Source organism: Polaromonas sp. P1_G4, from assembly GCF_056405475.1.
This window is the reverse complement of sequence record NZ_JBFUCA010000035.1, coordinates 1-15,953: the sequence shown is the minus strand read 5'-3', so window position 1 is coordinate 15,953 and position 15,953 is coordinate 1. Positions and strand designations below refer to the sequence as shown.

General features: G+C 65.7%; 18 protein-coding genes. 11 read left to right on the top strand and 7 right to left on the bottom strand.

The genetic code is table 11. From position 1 onward, the window contains the following. On the bottom strand, positions 1–306 hold a 306-nt coding region (locus AC1D1X_RS03370), incomplete at its 3' end, for a peroxiredoxin family protein (RefSeq protein ID WP_477697826.1). 84 nt (positions 307–390) lie between these two features. On the opposite strand from AC1D1X_RS03370, the gene AC1D1X_RS03365 reads away from it, so the two are divergent. From AC1D1X_RS03365 to AC1D1X_RS03355, 3 genes are read left to right on the top strand one after another with little or no spacing between them, the layout of a single operon-like run. Further along, positions 391–1,071, top strand: coding sequence for an SET domain-containing protein (locus AC1D1X_RS03365; RefSeq protein ID WP_477670567.1), 681 nt, complete (start codon positions 391–393; stop codon positions 1,069–1,071). Positions 1,072–1,130: 59 nt separating this feature from the next. Next, positions 1,131–2,027 carry a biotin--[acetyl-CoA-carboxylase] ligase gene (locus tag AC1D1X_RS03360; RefSeq protein WP_477670566.1) on the top strand — a complete coding sequence of 299 codons (897 nt, stop codon included), beginning with the start codon at positions 1,131–1,133 and terminating at the stop codon, positions 2,025–2,027. Then, a complete protein-coding gene (locus tag AC1D1X_RS03355; RefSeq protein ID WP_477697825.1) occupies positions 2,021–2,686 on the top strand; it encodes an SPOR domain-containing protein in 666 nt (221 codons plus the stop codon). Before AC1D1X_RS03360 ends, AC1D1X_RS03355 begins: the two co-directional genes overlap by 7 nt. Before the next feature lie 180 nt (positions 2,687–2,866). Here AC1D1X_RS03355 and ypfH read toward each other — a convergent pair whose 3' ends face one another. The 3 genes from ypfH to AC1D1X_RS03340 form a co-directional block, all read right to left on the bottom strand. Next, on the bottom strand, positions 2,867–3,514 hold the full coding sequence (ypfH, locus tag AC1D1X_RS03350; RefSeq protein WP_477670564.1) for an esterase: 648 nt from the start codon (positions 3,512–3,514) through the stop codon (positions 2,867–2,869). Positions 3,515–3,626: 112 nt separating this feature from the next. After that, a complete protein-coding gene (locus AC1D1X_RS03345) occupies positions 3,627–4,556 on the bottom strand; it encodes an NAD(P)/FAD-dependent oxidoreductase (protein ID WP_477670563.1) in 930 nt (309 codons plus the stop codon). Further along, positions 4,546–5,004, bottom strand: coding sequence for an Rrf2 family transcriptional regulator (locus AC1D1X_RS03340; RefSeq protein ID WP_477697824.1), 459 nt, complete (start codon positions 5,002–5,004; stop codon positions 4,546–4,548). The genes AC1D1X_RS03345 and AC1D1X_RS03340 overlap by 11 nt, the downstream gene beginning before the upstream one ends. A 174-nt stretch (positions 5,005–5,178) precedes the next feature. On the opposite strand from AC1D1X_RS03340, the gene AC1D1X_RS03335 reads away from it, so the two are divergent. From AC1D1X_RS03335 to AC1D1X_RS03300, 8 genes are all read left to right on the top strand, one after another. Then, positions 5,179–5,655: an FKBP-type peptidyl-prolyl cis-trans isomerase gene (locus AC1D1X_RS03335; RefSeq protein ID WP_457282038.1), complete on the top strand. Its 477-nt coding sequence runs from the start codon at positions 5,179–5,181 to the stop codon at positions 5,653–5,655. Between the two features lie 170 nt (positions 5,656–5,825). Next, the gene (locus AC1D1X_RS03330) at positions 5,826–6,230 is read left to right on the top strand and encodes a response regulator (RefSeq protein WP_477697823.1); all 405 of its coding nucleotides are present in this window, start codon (positions 5,826–5,828) and stop codon (positions 6,228–6,230) included. 375 nt (positions 6,231–6,605) lie between these two features. Next, positions 6,606–6,893: a DUF2249 domain-containing protein gene (locus AC1D1X_RS03325; RefSeq protein ID WP_477670560.1), complete on the top strand. Its 288-nt coding sequence runs from the start codon at positions 6,606–6,608 to the stop codon at positions 6,891–6,893. A 40-nt stretch (positions 6,894–6,933) separates the two neighbouring features. Then, complete coding sequence (locus AC1D1X_RS03320; protein ID WP_477670559.1) at positions 6,934–9,210, top strand: nitric-oxide reductase large subunit; 2,277 nt, start codon at positions 6,934–6,936, stop codon at positions 9,208–9,210. A gap of 14 nt (positions 9,211–9,224) precedes the next feature. Next, on the top strand, positions 9,225–9,695 hold the full coding sequence (locus tag AC1D1X_RS03315; RefSeq protein ID WP_477670558.1) for an RrF2 family transcriptional regulator: 471 nt from the start codon (positions 9,225–9,227) through the stop codon (positions 9,693–9,695). Beyond that, positions 9,692–10,063: a metal-sulfur cluster assembly factor gene (locus AC1D1X_RS03310; RefSeq protein WP_477670557.1), complete on the top strand. Its 372-nt coding sequence runs from the start codon at positions 9,692–9,694 to the stop codon at positions 10,061–10,063. Before AC1D1X_RS03315 ends, AC1D1X_RS03310 begins: the two co-directional genes overlap by 4 nt. Then, positions 10,060–11,229, top strand: coding sequence for a hypothetical protein (locus tag AC1D1X_RS03305; protein ID WP_477670556.1), 1,170 nt, complete (start codon positions 10,060–10,062; stop codon positions 11,227–11,229). Before AC1D1X_RS03310 ends, AC1D1X_RS03305 begins: the two co-directional genes overlap by 4 nt. Continuing rightward, on the top strand, positions 11,226–12,434 hold the full coding sequence (locus AC1D1X_RS03300; RefSeq protein ID WP_477670555.1) for an NnrS family protein: 1,209 nt from the start codon (positions 11,226–11,228) through the stop codon (positions 12,432–12,434). Before AC1D1X_RS03305 ends, AC1D1X_RS03300 begins: the two co-directional genes overlap by 4 nt. Before the next feature lie 119 nt (positions 12,435–12,553). Here AC1D1X_RS03300 and AC1D1X_RS03295 read toward each other — a convergent pair whose 3' ends face one another. From AC1D1X_RS03295 to AC1D1X_RS03285, 3 genes are all read right to left on the bottom strand, one after another. Then, a complete protein-coding gene (locus AC1D1X_RS03295; RefSeq protein ID WP_477648761.1) occupies positions 12,554–12,748 on the bottom strand; it encodes a CsbD family protein in 195 nt (64 codons plus the stop codon). Positions 12,749–12,946: 198 nt separating this feature from the next. Then, positions 12,947–15,046, bottom strand: a complete 2,100-nt coding sequence (locus AC1D1X_RS03290; protein ID WP_477697822.1) for a D-(-)-3-hydroxybutyrate oligomer hydrolase — start codon at positions 15,044–15,046, stop codon at positions 12,947–12,949. A 247-nt stretch (positions 15,047–15,293) separates the two neighbouring features. After that, positions 15,294–15,926 carry a helix-turn-helix transcriptional regulator gene (locus tag AC1D1X_RS03285; RefSeq protein WP_477670553.1) on the bottom strand — a complete coding sequence of 211 codons (633 nt, stop codon included), beginning with the start codon at positions 15,924–15,926 and terminating at the stop codon, positions 15,294–15,296. Positions 15,927–15,953 lie beyond the last annotated feature (27 nt).

The following is a 15,953-nucleotide window of genomic DNA, read 5'->3' as shown; positions in this document are numbered from 1 at the left end:
CGACAGGGCCAGCACCTCCAGCCCGTTGGCCTTCTGGGCCCGCCACAAAGCTTCTATATGGGGCGACTGCACCGCACAAAAAGGGCACCAGCTGGCCCACCAGTACACCACAAGCGTCTTTCCGGCCACCTCGACAGGCTTCCAGGCGCTGCCGTCCAGCAGCGTGACGGCCGGCAAAGGCAGGGTGCTGCCGGCCTTGGGCAAGGGGCTTTCCCCGCCTTTGGACCACGCCGGCAGGCCCAGCCCCGCCGCGGTCGGCAAGGCAAGGGCAGCAGCGGTCTGCATCAGGTTTCTGCGGTTGAACACGGGGACTCCTTGGGCGCATCACTACAATAGCGGCTCTCGCGCATGTACGCGCGCGGGTGCGCACGCATGCGCACRCACGCGCACATGCATGAATTAACCATACCAAAAAAATACGTCGTGTCAAAAACCCAGGCTTCCGCAGTCCCCGCATCTCCTTCCAAACCCGCGGCTCCGGCTGCCGACGGGCGCCGCATCCAGACGCGGCGTTCCGGCGTCCACGGCAAGGGTGTGTTCGCAGTGCAGGACCTGGCTGAAGGTGAAACGCTGATCGAATATGTCGGCGAAATCATCAACTGGAAAGAGGCGCTGCGCCGCCACCCGCACGACCCCAAGGACCCCAACCACACGTTCTACTTCCACATCGACGAAGAGCATGTGATCGACGCCAAACACGGCGGCAATTCCTCGCGCTGGATCAACCACAGCTGCAAGCCCAACTGCGAAGCCGACGAAGAGGGCGGCCGCGTCTTCATCAAGGCGCTGCGCAACATCAAGGCCGGCGAAGAGCTGTTTTACGACTACGGCCTGATCATCGACGCGCCTTACACCAAGAAGCTGCTGGCCGAATACCCCTGCTGGTGCGGCGCCAAAAACTGCCGCGGCACCCTGCTGGCGCCCAAGGACGACGAAGGCAAGAAAAAGAACAAGAACAAGGACAAAAAGAAGTCCACAAAAAAAGCCAACAAAAAGGCTGAAGCCAAGGCTGACAAAAAGGCAGCCGATAAAAAGGCCGGCAAGAAACCCAAAAAGAAAAAGAAGGACTGAGCAGGCGCTCAACCCGCTTCACAGGCCATGCCGCCGGCGCAACCGGCTGCAACCTTCTCATGAGCACTCCCCTTACATCCCCCATCCGCTGGCCCGCCGAAGCTCTCTGGGAGGCCCTGGCGCCGTCCTTGCCGGGGTTCACGGTGGAAGTCCTGCCCGAGATTGATTCGAGCAACACCGAGCTGATGCGGCGTTTTCGCGGCAGCCCCGGTGTCCTGCCCCGTCCAGAGCCCCTGCTGCTGGTGGCCGAACAGCAAACCGCCGGGCGCGGCCGGCTGGGCCGCCAGTGGCAAAGCCGCCGCGGCGACAGCCTCACGTTTTCGCTGGGCCTGCCGCTTGCGCCCGCCGACTGGTCCGGCCTCTCCCTGGTGGCCGGCATCAGCGTAGCCGAAAGCCTTGAGCCGTTCGCCGGCAGCGCCTCCGGCCAGGCCGCCAAACCCCGCATCGGCCTGAAATGGCCCAATGACCTCTGGCTGTCCACACCCGAAGGCGACCGCAAGCTGGCCGGCATCCTGGTGGAAACCGCCAGCTGGGAAGGCATCCGTTACGTGGTGGTCGGCATCGGCATCAACATCCGCGCGGTGGAAATCCCCGTTGCGGCTGACGCACCCGCCATGCCCGGCATTCCGCCGGGCGGCTTGCAGACGCTGCTGCCGACGCTGGACGCACCCGCCACCTTGCTGCGCATCGTGCCGCCTCTGGTGCAGGCGATGCAGGCGTTTGAACGCTTTGGCTTTGCGCCTTTCCAGGCGCGTTTTGCGGCGCGCGACGTTCTGGCAGGCCGGGCCGTGCAGCTGTCCGACGGCCAGAACGGCCTGGAAGGCACGGCCCACGGTGTGGGCGAAAACGGCGCGCTGCTGGTGCATACTGCGGCTGGCATGAAACAAATCACCAGCTCCGAAGTCAGCGTACGGCCCGTGGCGGCGCAGCCAGCGAAGGGCGCGGACCCATGCTGAGGCTGCTGGTGCTGGCGCTGGTCCTGGYCAACGCAGGCTACTTCGCCTGGACGCAAGGCCTGCTGGCCGACTACGGTTTTGCACCCGTCGTGCAGGCCGAGCCCCAGCGCCTGGCGCAGCAGATCCGGCCCAAGGCGATGCGCCTTTTGAGCGCCACCGATGCCGGCCAGCTGGAAAGCACCAGCACCACCGCTGCAGCGCCGCCGCCCGCCCCTGAATGCCTGCAGGCCGGCCTTTTCACCCCCGAGCAGACCATCGCCCTGCGCTTCGGACTGGAGGCCAGCCTGCCCATCGGCAGCTGGTCACTCGAGAACAGCTCGGAGCCGGGCCGCTGGATCATCTACATGGGCAAATACACCAACGAGGACGCACTGGCCAAAAAGCGCAGCGAGCTGCGCGGCATGGGCGTGTCGTTTGAGCCCTTGCTCAACTCCTCGCTGGGACCTGGCCTCTCGCTCGGCCACTTCAGCTCCCAGGCCGACGCAGAGCGTGAACTGGCCAAGGTCGCCACGCGCGGCGTACGCACCGCCAAGGTGGTGCAGGAGCAGCCTGAAATACGCGGCCAGCTCCTCAAACTCCCGGCCGTTGATGCGCCGCTCATGGCCAAACTGGAGTTGCTCAAGCCGCAGTTGGCGGGCAAGGCCTTGCGGCCTTGCTAGATAAGACCCCCACGGTCGCTCACTTCGTGTAGCTTCCTGCCCCCCGAGGGGGCCGCAGGCACCGTCCCCTGCAAGGGGAAAAGGGCTACACGCAGTGAGCCCGATAGGGGTGTACCGGTTCACCGCCCCCTTGAGGGGGAACGGGCTACACGCAGTGAGCCCGGACGGGGGTGGGTTTATTCAGACGGCTTTCCAGTGCCGCAGCGGCACGCAGGTCTGCAGGCGCGTCACGGCCTGGTCCATCAGCGCGGGGTGCAGCTCGTGGCCCAGCCTGGCGGCAACGTCCAGGGTGGCGTCGGCGCCGAGTTCCATCAGGTGGTCGAAGTCGCCGCGCGTGCGTGCCAGCGGCACCACGTCGTCGTTTTGCCCGTGCAGCAGATGCAGGGTGGTGAGTGCGGGCGCTTTTGCAGGCCAGATCTGGTAGCCGCCGCCGAAGGCCAGCAGGCGGCCGGCCAGGCCGTCGTGCGCATCGCTCAGCGCCAGCGCCAGGCTCGCACCGGCGCCAAAGCCGGCCAGTGCGGTGTCCGACTGCAGGATCTCAAAGCGCTGCTGCTGCGCACGCACAAAAGCCGCCAGAACCTCCACGCGCGCGGCCAGCGCAGCGGCGTCATCTTTGCCCGCAGCGGTAGCGCCTGCCGCATCGGCATGCGGGCCCGAAAGGCCTTCCGGAATCAGCACCGCCGCCTCGGGAAATGCGCCGCCCAGCAGGTTACCCAGCTCCAGCATGTCGGTGGCCGTGCCTCCCGCGTCGTGCAGCAGCACAAACAGTTGACGGGGGGCGCCGTTCACGGGCAGCAGTTCAATGGTTTCGGTCTCGGACGGGTTCATGGCAGGGCAAGCGTGAGCAGGGTGAAAAAAGGCAATTGAGGCCTTTTCAGCCTCTTTCAACCACTTTAACCAGCCCCGCCTTTTTACGCCGCGTTCCGCCCGTTCTTCCGCGTTATGCCGCTGCGGTTTCCCCGCGTTGCGCGTCTTCCGTGATCAGCGAAGAGTGCAGCCTGACGCCGGCCGCCACACCCCCGGCAGTGGCGAAGGTGATGCTGTGCGGCACGCGCGCCATGTCGCCGGCAGCGTACACGCCATCCACGCTGGTCATGCCCCAGGCATCGACGCGCACGATGGGGCCAAACGGTGAATCGTCAAACGCGCAGCCCAGCGCTTCAGCCAGCGGACTGGCCATGCGCACCTGCGTGCCCACCAGCAAGGCCTTGATCGCCACGCGCCGGCCATCCTGCAACAGCACGCTTTCCAGCGCGGGCGCCGTGCCCTGCAGTTCGGCGACAGGACTGGGCTCGACCCTGACCTTGCGCGCGGCCAGCAGCCCATGCTCTTCGGCCGACACATCGACCACGCCTTGCGTAAACAGGGTCACCTCGCCCCAGTCGGCAAACATCAGCGCCTGGTGTACCGACATCGGGCCCGTGCCCAGCACACCGACGGCGCCACCGCCGATTTCATAGCCATGGCAATAGGGACAGTGCACCACCGTCTTGCCCCAGCGCGCCTCCAGGCCGGGGATGTCGGGCAGCACGTCCGTCACGCCGGTGGCCAGCAACAGGCGGCGCCCGGTGAACCAGCGCATGCCCTCTTCCGCTTCCGCCACAAATCCTGCCTCGCCGGTTTCAATGCGGGTCACACGGCCGCTGAAGATCTTTGCCGTCGGATAGGCCAGCAGCTGCTCCCGGGCCGTCGCCAGGAGTTCGAAGCCCGGCTTGCCGTCGTGCCCCAGCACGCCGTGAGACTCCGGGGCGAAGCGGTTGCGCGGCAGGCCCGCGTCGATCACCAGCACATTTCTTCTGGCGCGAGCCAGCTGCAATGCCGCAGACTGCCCCGCAAAGCTTCCGCCCACAATGATGGCGTCATACAGCATGGGAGGCCTCCGGTGACAGGGCGTGCGCAGCCATCGCGCGGTTGAAATCGGCCGACAGGTCGGCCAGCGTGACTTCCGCCAGGCGTTTCATCAGCAGGGCTTCCGCMTCGCGCAGGCTGCCGGCCAGGGCGCGCTGCACAGACTGTTCAATGACACAGCCGTCCGCATGGGCGCCTTCTTCGGCGCCCGGCGCGCCGGCATCGCCCACAGCCATCTGCACGTCCAGCAGCGTGACGGAAGCCAGCTCCCGCGCCAGCACCCAGCCGCCGCCATGGCCTCGCTCCGACACCACAAAACCGGCATCACGCAGGCTTGCCATGGTGCGCCGCACCACCACCGGGTGCGTGCGCAGGCAGGCCGCCAGCTCGTCCGACGTCATCGGCCCCTGGCGATGGGCCATATGCAGCAGGGCATGCAAAACGGCGGAAAGCCGGCCTCTTAATTTCATGTAACTTATCATGTTGCATGATTCTATGAAGATCTCGTACCGGCGCTGCAAGGCCGCGTCAAACCCCCACGCCTCAAGGGGGCACTGCACCGCGGTGCCCGGCCGTCCGGACGGTTTTGGCCCGGGTCGGCGAGAATCAGCGTTTTTCACGCACCAGAGATCTGGAAAAACACCATGAAAATCGGAAAAAACACCGCCGTTACCCTTAGCTACAAGGTGGCAGACGCCCAGGGCAAGCTGGTCGAGCAAAGCAGCGCCCCCATGGTTTACCTGCACGGCGGCTATGGCAACACCCTGCCCAAGATCGAAGAAGCGCTGGACGGCCAGGAAAAAGGCTTCCAGACCGTGTTGGCGCTGGAGCCGGCGGACGCCTTCGGCCTGCGCGACGAAAGCCTGGTGCGCACCATCCCCCGCACGCAGTTTCCGCCCGGGGTCAAAGTGGGCGGCCAGCTCGAAGGCCGGGGCGACGACGGCCGCGAGCATGTCTTCAACGTCACGAAGATCAAGGGCGACACCGTCCTGCTGGACGGCAACCACCCGCTGGCCGGCAAGGCCCTGCGTTTCACCCTGAAAGTGACTGACGTGCGCGCTGCTTCGGAGGAAGAAATTGCCCACCGCCATGTGCACGGCGAGCATGGACACCACCATTAATCTGCGCAACGTGACCGTTCGGCGATTAAGCCGTTAGCGTTACGTACCGTTACCGCTCTGGGGAGCCCGCTGAACTACAGTGGGATTGAGCCTACATCCCCCGGTGATGCACGACCACAGCCCCGGCGCAGGATGATGGCTAACTTCATGGATTAACTTCAGAGGTACCCATGGTCATCAACGCGTTTCTTKTCGAAGACAAGCCGGACATACGCAAAACACTGGTTGAGGCCATGGAAGAAATCGCACCCCTGCGTTTCGTCGGCCACGCCGATTCCGAGTCCAGTGCCCGCCAGTGGCTGGGTTCCCACCACGATGACTGGGACCTTGCAATCGTCGACCTCTTTCTCGCCGAAGGCTCCGGCTTTGGCGTGCTGAAAGACTGCCAGCAGCGCACGGCCCGCCAGAAGGTCGTGGTGCTGACCAGCCACAACCAGGAAAACATCCTGCACTACTGCCGCGAGCTCGGCGCCGACGAGGTGTTCGACAAATCGCAGGACGTGGAAAAGCTGGTGCTTTATTGCCAGGCCCATGCGGCCAGCCTGGGCGGTACGGCTCCGCTGCTGCCCCAGTAATCCCCACGTTCAAGCGGCAGGCGTTCTGCTCAGGCGCCCGCTAAAACAAGCCCACACACAAAAGCGGCGCCATGCCGCTCTTGTCGCTACCCGGCAGGCCTTGATATGAGCTCTTTCAAGCGGTGCCCATGAGCGTCCGCTGAGCCCGCCCTCCGAAACCGCACCGAAACCACGCTCACCCGCCAGCGTGCGTCTAGGCGCTGCCGCACGCTTCGTCGGCTTCAAAAAGCAAACCCCCGGGAATCGCTGTCTATAGCGACCTATCGCGGCTCCGTTTGATCTGCATCAACAGCGCCCAGGGACCGATGGCTAACCATAGGTGTATCTCGAATGCATCTTATGAAGACCACTCGCGATTCCTTTGAAAGAATCCCCATGACACACACCGCTTCCCACACCAGGGTGGATCTCCGCGAGCTCGCGCCCAGCGAGCGCCATCCGCTGGTCTTCTCGACATTCGGCCAACTCGGCACCGGCCAGGCCATGGAGTTGATCAACGACCACAACCCGAAGCCCCTGCATGCCCGGTTCATGATGGACCTGCCCGGCAGATTCTCCTGGGACTACCTGGAGCAGGGGCCCGACACCTGGCGCGTCGCCATCACCCGGCTTGCACCCGCGCAGGGTAGCAAGCAGTGCTGCGGCGCCTGCGGTGGCGGCTAACTTCCACGCMTTCCCACTCAAGACTTCCCAAGAAAACCCGATGAAAAACAACAACATGCTGTGGCGCTGGCTCGGCTTCGTATTCGTCCTGTCCTTCGGGGCGCTCGGCTACCTCGGCTGGCAGATTTACCTGACCGCACCACCCATCCCCACAGCCGTCGTCAGCACCACAGGCGACGTGCTTTTCACGGGCGAGCAAGTGCAAAGAGGGCAGCGCGCCTGGCTGGCCAGCGGCGGCCAGCAACAAGGCAGCGTCTGGGGCCACGGCGCTTATGTGGCGCCGGACTGGTCTGCCGACTGGCTGCATCGGGAAGCGCTGGCCCTGCAGGCCCTGCGCACGCAGGAGCTTCGCAAGGCGCCCGCCGCGCTCACGGCCTCAGACCGCGGCGCAGTCGCAGCGGCGCTCAAGGAAGAAATGCGCCGCAACACCTATGACGCGGCCAGCGGCGCCGTCACCGTCACACCCGCGCGGGCGCAAGCCATCCGTGAGGTGGCGCGCCACTACGAAGGCCTGTTCGGCCACGACGCCAGCCTGGACGCCTTGCGCGAGCAATACGCCATGATCGAAGGCGCGCTGCCCGACGCGGCCGACCGCCAGGCGCTCGCGGCATTCTTCTTCTGGACTTCCTGGGCCGCCGTCACCGACCGTCCCGGAGAAGAGAACCTCTCATACACCAGCAACTGGCCGCACGAGCCGCTGGTGGGCAACACCATGACCAACTCGGCCGCCATCTGGTCGATGGTCAGCATCGTCCTGTTGCTGGCCTGCATCGCCGCCATGCTGTGGCTGCACGGAAGCCAGCGGCATGGGCCTGAGGCGCAGCCGCCCCAGGCCGACCCTTTGCTGGGCGCCGTTGCCACACCTTCGATGAAGGCCACGCGCAAGTACTTCTTTGCCGTGATCGGCCTGATGCTGCTGCAAATCGGCATGGGCGTGGTCACCGCGCATTACGCAGTTGAGGGGTCATCCTTCTTCGGCCTGCCGCTTGCGCAGGTGCTGCCCTATGTGGTCAGCCGCACGGTGCACACGCAAGTCGGCATCTTCTGGATCGCCACCGCCTGGCTGGCTACGGGCCTTTACATCGCACCGCTGCTGTCGGGCCGTGAACCCAAGCTGCAAAAGCTCGGCGTCGACGTGCTGTTCTGGGCGTTGATCGCCATCGTGGTCGGCTCTACCGCCACCGGCTGGCTGGGCACGCTGCAGCATCGCGGCGTCGACTTCAGCTTCTGGATCGGCAACCAGGGCCTGGAGTTCACCAGCATGGGCCGCGTCTGGCAGCTGCTGCTGTTCGTGGGCCTGCTGTTCTGGGTATTCCTGCTGGGCCGCGCGCTGTGGCCGGCACTGGTCAAACCTTCGGAAACGCGCGGCCTGATCGCCATGGTGTTCCTGTCGGCCACCTGCATTGGCGGCTTCTACGCCTCGTCACTCACCTGGGGCCAGCACACCCACTATTCGATGATCGAGTACTGGCGCTGGTGGCTGGTCCACCTCTGGGTGGAAGGCTTCTTTGAAGTGTTCGCCACCGCCGTCGTCGCGCTGATCTTCACCAAGCTGGGCCTGGTGCGCACCGAAAGCGCCAACCGCGCCATCATCGCCGAGACCATCGTGTTCCTGTTCGGCGGCATCCTGGGCACCCTGCACCACCTGTATTTCACCGGCACGCCGATCTCGGTCATCGCCGTCGGCGCGGTGTTCTCGGCGCTCGAAGTGGTGCCGCTGACACTGATCGGCCTGGAAGCCCTGCAAACTTACCGGCGCTCCAAAGCCATGCCGTGGCTCGCCACCTACCAATGGCCCGTGATGTGTTTTGTGGCAGTCGGTTTCTGGAACACCGTGGGCGCCGGCCTGCTGGGCTTTGCCATCAATCCGCCGGCCTCGCTGTACTACATGCAGGGGCTGAACATGACGGCGGCCCACGGCCATGCCGCGCTGTTCGGTGTCTACGGCATGCTGGGCATCGGCCTCATGCTGTTCTGCCTGCGCGGCCTGTATGCGCGCCACCTGCATGCCGACAACCTGCTCAAGCCCGCCTTCTGGAGCCTGAACATCGGCCTGGCAATGATGGTCTTCCTGTCGCTGCTGCCTGCCGGCATCTACCAGGCCTGGGCCAGCATCACCAAGGGTCTGTGGTACGCCCGCTCGCCCGAGATCATCCACTCCGGCGTGATGGAAACCCTGGTCTGGATGCGCGTGCCCGGCGACATCCTGTTCGCCATCGGTGCGTGCTTCCTGGCCTGGTACGCCGCGCGCCTGCTGCGCCGCCCGGCCGTGCAGCCGGCCGGCATGACCGCGGTGCCCGCAACAGCGGGGCCCTGACCCGGCAAGCCGCCATGAAACTCACGGCTTTCACCGACTACAGCCTGCGTGTGTTGATCTACCTGGCGGCGCAGCCAGAGCGGCGCGCCACCATCGCCGGGATAGCGGATGCGTTTGACGTGTCCGAACACCACCTGACCAAGGTCGTGCACTTCCTCGGCAAGAACGGCTGGCTGGCCAACGTGCGCGGCAAGGGCGGCGGGCTGGCACTGGCGAAAGCGCCGGAGCTGATCGTTGTGGGCGAGGTGGTGCGCGCAACCGAAGGAACGGACGTACCGGCCGAATGCTTTGAAGCGGCGGGCGGCCATTGCGCCATCACCCGCATCTGCCGCCTGCGCGGCGTGCTTGGCGAAGCGGTCGACGCGTTTTACGGCGTGCTCGACCGCTACACGCTGGCAGACCTCGCTCGCAACCGTCAGTCGCTCGCCAGGGTGTTCTTCACCGGCCGCACGGCTGCCGCTTCACCGGCCGGGCGTGCCTCATGAATGCAGCCCCCGCCGGCACCGGCGTTGCCGCAAGCGTGTGCAAGCCACCCTTTCCCTACGACGGGCCCGAGGCGCTGCGCCAGCCCATCATCGACGCGCTGAGGCGGGTGGTCGACCCGGAGGTCGCGATGACCATCGTCGACGTCGGGCTGATCTATGGCGTCACCGTGACCGGAGAAAAATTGCATGTGCTGCTGACAATGACCTCAGCCGCCTGCCCGGTGACCGACCTCATCATCGAAGAAGTGGAAACCGAGCTGGACCGCGCCGTGCCGCCCGAACTCCTGATCGAAGTCGAACTGGTGTGGGACCCTCCCTGGTCTACCGACCAAATGAGCGAGAGCGCCAAGCGCTTCATGGGCTGGTGAAACCCTCACGCCCGCTTCGCCCAACGCTGCACCACAGAGCCGCGCCGCCCTGGGTCAAGGTGGGCGCGCGGCTACTGCTGCCGGCAGTAGTGGTGCTGTCGCTGCTGGCCGGTATCGCAGGTGGCTTGCTGCGCGCAGGCGTGGCCCTGCCCGCCGTGGCCGATGCCGCCTGGCTCGGCCATGCCGCCCTTTCGCATGCCGCACTGATGATCTGCGGCTTCCTGGGCACGGTCATCGGTATTGAACGGGCGGTGGCCGTCAAACTGCGTGCCGCTTTTTTTGCGCCTCTCGCCTCGGGCCTGGGCGGCCTGTGCCTGCTGCTCGGGCAGGCACAGGCAGGCGCCTGGCTGGGCGTAGCCGCAGCGGCTGCTTTTACGGCCGTCAATGCCGTGGTGGTGTGGCGCCAGCGCGCGGCTCACACCTGGCTGCTGCTCGCCGGCGCGGGGGCCTGGCTGGCCGGCAACCTGCTGTTCGCATTCGGTTTCGGCAGCGGCGCGATCCTGCCATGGTGGTTCGCCTTCCTCGTGATGACCATCGCGGCCGAACGCCTGGAAATGACGCGCCTGATGCGCCGCCGACCCGCCGCGCAGTGGTCGCTCCAGGCCGTGCTGCCTGCCATGCTTGTCGGCGCCGCGGCGTCGGCCGTATCACCCGTGTGGGGCGGGCTGCTGTACGGCGCAGCACTGGCCTTGCTGGCAATGTGGCTGGCCATATTCGACATTGCCCGCCGCACGGTGCTGGCCCACGGGCTCAGCCGCTACATGGCGGTGTGCCTACTCAGCGGCTACGGCTGGCTGGCGGTGGCCGGCGCGGCATGGGCCGCCACGGCGCTGGGCTTGCCGTTGCGCGACATGGCGCTTCACGCGCTCGGCCTGGGGTTTATTGTCAGCATGATGATGGGCCACGCGCCGGTGATCCTGCCGGCCATCGCACGCGTGAAGCTGCAGTTCGGCGCTTTCTTCTACGTGCCGCTCGCGGCGCTTCACCTGTCCCTCATCGCGCGGCTCGGCTTCGGCCTGTTCGACCCGCCGCTGCGCGCCACCGGCGCCACCCTCAACGCCGCAGCCATCGCGCTCTTTGCCGCAACCGTCGCTGGCGCCGCTGTCGCATGGCGTATCAACGACGGCGCAACGATCGCCACGCAACCCGGAAAGACCTCGCTATGACACAGTCCATCCCCATCAAAACCCCGCCTGACAGCTCACCTTTTCCGACGGCGGGACCGCAAGGCATCGCGCTCTGGCAAACCGGCTTTCGGCCCTTCTACCTGCTGGCAAGCGTGTTCGCTGCGCTGTCGATTGGCCTGTGGGCGCTGCAGTTCGCCGGCTGGCTGGGCCAGCCCTACCTGCAGGGGCCGATGTGGCATGCGCACGAAATGCTGTTCGGCTTCACGCTGGCTGTGGTGGTGGGCTTCCTGTTCACGGCCGGGCGCAACTGGTCCAACCGCCCCACGCCCACCGGCCTGCCGCTGGCCGCGCTGGCGGCGCTCTGGGTGGCCGGGCGGGTGCTTGTGCTCACGCCCTTCGGCTGGGCTGCGGCGGCGGTCAACGTTGCGTTTCCGCTGGTCGCGGCCGTTGCGCTGGCGGTTCCCTTCATCGCCGCGCGCAATCGCCGCAACTACTTTTTCATCGGCTTGCTGCTGCTGATGGCGGTGGCCGTGCTGGCGGTGCATCTTGCGCAGCTCGGGCTCATGCAGCTGCCAGGCTGGGTCGGCATTCAGGCTGCGCTTGACGTCATGCTCTTCATCATGGCCGTGATGGGTGGCCGCGTGATCCCCATGTTTACCAACAACGGCGTGCCGGGTGCCAACGCCACCCGCCGCCCCTGGCTCGAGAAAGCAGCGCTGGGCTCGGTGCTGGCGCTGCTGCTGGCCGATGCGCTGCAGCTGCAGGGCGCGCCCCTGGCGGCGCTGGCCGGTGTTTGCGCRGCCGCACACCTTGTGCGCTGGGCACTGTGGCAACCGTGGAAGACCATGCACACACCGCTGGTCTGGGTACTGCATGCCGCCTACTTCTGGATTCCGGTGCACCTGGTGCTGCGCGTCCTGGCCGCAGCTGGCTGGGTCACGCCCTCTGCGGCAACCCACGCGTTGACGGTGGGCGCCATCGGCGGGCTCATCATCGGCATGATGACGCGCACCGCGCTCGGCCATACCGGCCGGCCGCTCCAGGCGGGCCGCACCGAAGTCACCTGCTATGTGCTTGTCCTCGCTTCGGCACTGGTGCGCGTGTTCGTGCCGATCATCGCGCCGGCCGAGACGCTGCACGCCGTGCTGGTTTCGGCCGCACTGTGGTCCGCAGGCTTCGCGCTGTATGCCGTGGGCTACTGGCCGGCCCTGACCCGTGCGCGCGCGGACGGGCATCCCGGATAGGTGGCTGGCCGGGTCTGCCTGCCGCCGCGCAGGGCTAAAAACAAACGCCCATAAAAAAGCGGCGCCAATGCGCCGCTGTTCTGGCTGCCCGGCAAGCCGGACATGCTGGCTCAAAAGCTTCAGAAGCCTTTGTTGCCCTTGGTCGCGTCTTTCACGACTTCCTTGGCATCACCATAATTCTTCTGCACAGAGCCTTCCACCTGCTTGGCCAGGCCCTTGGCTTGCTGGTCCTTGCTGCCCACGAGCTTGCCGGCAGCTTCCTGTGCCTTGCCAGCTGCGTCTTTGGCTGCGCCTTTGACTTGATCCTTGTTCATGATGACTCCTGATGAATTCGACGGGAAGGTCCAGGAAACCCTGGCGAGACCCTTGCGAGGCCATCGCGAGGGGTATCCCGGGCCAACGTTCGTCGTGTCACGTCAGCCAGTTACCAAGATACCGGGCTGCCGGGAACGCAGCGTAGGCCAAGCACCCAAACGCATGTCGGTCCCTGTTTTCCTGTACGCCTTCATCACTCAATCAGCCACCGTCACCACATTGCTGGAGAACGTGATCCGGTCCGGCGCGTCCGCCTGTAGCTTGATGGGCGGCACATTGGCGGGCGTGATCGGGTTGGGCGTGGTGCCACTCAGGCCGCGCGGCACAGTGCGCACCACCTGGCTGGCCGGCAGCGGTGCGCCGGTTTTGAGGTGGGCATACATCATGTCCATGGCCTGGATGAAATAGCGGTGCAGCGGCACCAGCCGCTGGCCATAGCCGGGGAACCCCAGGAAGGCATCAAAGTGCTGGGCGTTGGTGACTTCGACGTACGAGAGCTTGCTGCGCGAACCCTCCACCATCTTGTTCAGGCCAAAGTAGGGGCGCGAGGTAAACGCCACCGGCACCAGCGTGTCAGAGCGGCCATGCACGATCAGCGCAGGCTTGCCCTGCAGGTTGGCCGTGCGCAGCACCTGCTGGATGCCTTCGCGCACGCGCAGGGCGTCGGGGGTGTTTCCCGTGGCCAGGTTGCGCAGGCACAGGGCGCCGGCGCTGTTGTAGTCCTGCACGTTGCCGGCAGAGATGGAGGCCGAGTCCAGCATCGGGCCGCCGAGGCTGGCGTTGTTGACGATGTTCACGCCCACCGTGGGCGGTATGCCGTTGCCGGTGCCGAATGACGTGGCCAGCGGGCCCGCCGGCGCAGGCACCGGCAGGTTGGGCGTGGGCGAAGCGGCAGGGGCCGTGGCGGCAAAGCTGTAGCCACAGAGGTTGTCCTGCACGCCGGCACGGCCGTAGGCATTGGCGTAGGTCAGCGCCACCGGCAGGGTGGCAAACGAATAGTGCGACGCCTGCAGGTCGTTGCCCTCGGGCTGCCAGCCTGCCTGCACCAGCGTGGCCATGGCGCTGCCCGCCTGCTCGGCCGTGGTGTTGCCCGCGACCATGCCGTTGGCCTTAAGCGCACTGCAGCGGCTCGCGGCGATGACCGGGTTGATGGTGTTGAAGACATTGGTGGCGGGCGAGGCCAGCGCAGCACAAGGCTGCAGCAGGTTGGCCAGTGTGGTGTAGTCATAAAGCGGCTTGCCGGTGCCGGCCAGCGTGCTGCTGCCGCGCCGCACGCTCAGCCGCGCATCGGGCACCAGCTGCACCTGGGGCTCGCCCACGGCCACGCCGCTGATGAGCCCCTGCGTGTCCTGCTCGGCCGCGGCCAGTGCCGCACCCGCGCCGTTGGACACGCTGGAGGCAATCACGATGGTGTTCGACGGGTTCAGCGTCTTCAGGCGGCCGCCACCGTCGGGCGAAGGCTTGCCATAGCGCTCGTTCAGCACGAAGTAGGCAAACTCAACCGCCTGCAGCGTGTAGCGGCCCCAGTCTTTTTCGGAATTCTGCTGTGAATGCGCATGCTTCACGGCAAAACGGTTGGGCGTGGCCGCGTTGAAGGCTGTGCGCTCAGCCTGTGTCAGGTTGGCGGTGAAGTTGGAGGCCGTGCCGGCCGCCACTGCGTCGGCACGCAGGCCGTTCTGCAGGTTCACCGTGTTGTTCTGCAGGTCGTGCATGCCGCTGCCGGTGCCCTTGTCGGTATAGGCCACGGCGCAGCCGTTTTTCAGGCCCCATTCACCCGACGAACCAATCGCGCCGTAGATACCGCGCGAACCGCTCGAGGTGCCGGTGACGATGCACGGGCTCGCCGGGTTGAAGCTGGCCGGCACCTGCACCATCATCGTGACGTTCTGGCGGCCACTGCCGTCGTCTGAATAGGCGATGTATTCGGTACCGGCGATCTTGCCTTCACTGGCGGTGATATTGCCTTTGGCATCCACGTTGGGGCCGTACAGCGTGCCGTAGCCGCCACCCGCGGAAATGTCGAGGATGGCGCGGTAGTTGTTGTAAATCGCAATCCGGCGCAACTCGGCCGCGCTCGGGTTCAGGGGGTCGACCGGCAGCGGCGCCGTTGCGGCCAGGCCGCTCTTGCCCAGGCCGGCGGTCAGCAAGTCGTCGTTGCCGCCGTCGTACACGCCGGTGGTGATGCCGCCCAGCCAGACCGGTTTGATGTTGGGCTRCACGCCCACACCGCTTGCGCAGCCGCCCAGCGCGGCCATTGCCGCCAGGGCCGTGGTTGTTTTGATCAGGGTGAATTTCATGTCGTCCTCCTCAGGTTATTCGTACAACATCATCATCCCAATAGCGCCCGCGTGGGCGTTGGGCGCTGTGGGATTTGTAAGAGTTCTTTTGTAAGGGTTTTGCCTCAACGCCTTGCTGTGTGTGCCGCCCCGTGGTCGCTATCTTTTTTATAGCTGCTCGCGCCGGTTCTGATTGGGCTGACGGTCAATTTCATGCTCAAAATCGGCTAATTTTTGGCTGTGCAGAGCTTTTTCGGCTGGTTTTCGCCTACTTCGCGTCGCTGTACACCGTGGCGCGCGAAACGCCCATGTGCGCGGCGGCTATCTCCGCGCCGCGGCGAATCTCCAGGTAGCCCGCTTTCCTGAGGTCTTGCACCAGCTGCTTGCGGTCTGCCGGCTTGAGCGAGCGTGAGGTGGTGGCGCGGGCCGCGGCAAATTCGTCAATGCACTGTTGTATGCGGTCGGCATTGGCGGCGTCCAGTGTTTCGGTGACGGCGCTGCTTTCAATGGCGGTGAACTGCGACATCGCCGCCTGGAAGCCGTTGAACAGCGTCAGGTCCACGTTCAGGCAGATCGCCGCCACATACTCGCCTTCTTCATTGCGAATGCCCACCGACGTGCTCTTGACCTTGCGGCCGTCGGCAAACTGGTTGGCGTAGTTGGCGATCACCGCGGGGTAGTCCGGGTCCTGGATGCGCGCCAGGCCCAGCTCGGTGGCGGGCTGGCCCAGGCGGCGGCCGCTCAGGTTGTTTTCAATCGCCAGGATCGCGTTCTTCGGGTGTGTCAGGTCATGCACCACCACTTCGCAAAACGGCGCGAACGTTTTGCCCAGGCCTTCGGCAATGTTCTTCAGCTCGGCGAGCAAATGCTTGTTGCTGGGCGTGTTGCTGGGGTTTTTCATGGTGCGCGGCCTCCGGCGAGTCAGGCG

Bases quoted from the DNA above. Each gene is read 5' to 3' on its own strand.
- AC1D1X_RS03365 (WP_477670567.1), top strand. From the start codon at position 391: ATGCATGAATTAACCATACCAAAAAAATACGTCGTGTCAAAAACCCAG.
- AC1D1X_RS03285 (WP_477670553.1), bottom strand. From the start codon at position 15,926: ATGAAAAACCCCAGCAACACGCCCAGCAACAAGCATTTGCTCGCCGAG.
- AC1D1X_RS03315 (WP_477670558.1), top strand. From the start codon at position 9,225: ATGAAACTCACGGCTTTCACCGACTACAGCCTGCGTGTGTTGATCTAC.
- AC1D1X_RS03345 (WP_477670563.1), bottom strand. From the start codon at position 4,556: ATGCTGTATGACGCCATCATTGTGGGCGGAAGCTTTGCGGGGCAGTCT.
- AC1D1X_RS03325 (WP_477670560.1), top strand. From the start codon at position 6,606: ATGACACACACCGCTTCCCACACCAGGGTGGATCTCCGCGAGCTCGCG.
- AC1D1X_RS03295 (WP_477648761.1), bottom strand. From the start codon at position 12,748: ATGAACAAGGATCAAGTCAAAGGCGCAGCCAAAGACGCAGCTGGCAAG.
- AC1D1X_RS03335 (WP_457282038.1), top strand. From the start codon at position 5,179: ATGAAAATCGGAAAAAACACCGCCGTTACCCTTAGCTACAAGGTGGCA.
- AC1D1X_RS03310 (WP_477670557.1), top strand. From the start codon at position 9,692: ATGAATGCAGCCCCCGCCGGCACCGGCGTTGCCGCAAGCGTGTGCAAG.
- AC1D1X_RS03360 (WP_477670566.1), top strand. From the start codon at position 1,131: ATGAGCACTCCCCTTACATCCCCCATCCGCTGGCCCGCCGAAGCTCTC.
- ypfH (WP_477670564.1), bottom strand. From the start codon at position 3,514: ATGAACCCGTCCGAGACCGAAACCATTGAACTGCTGCCCGTGAACGGC.
- AC1D1X_RS03320 (WP_477670559.1), top strand. From the start codon at position 6,934: ATGAAAAACAACAACATGCTGTGGCGCTGGCTCGGCTTCGTATTCGTC.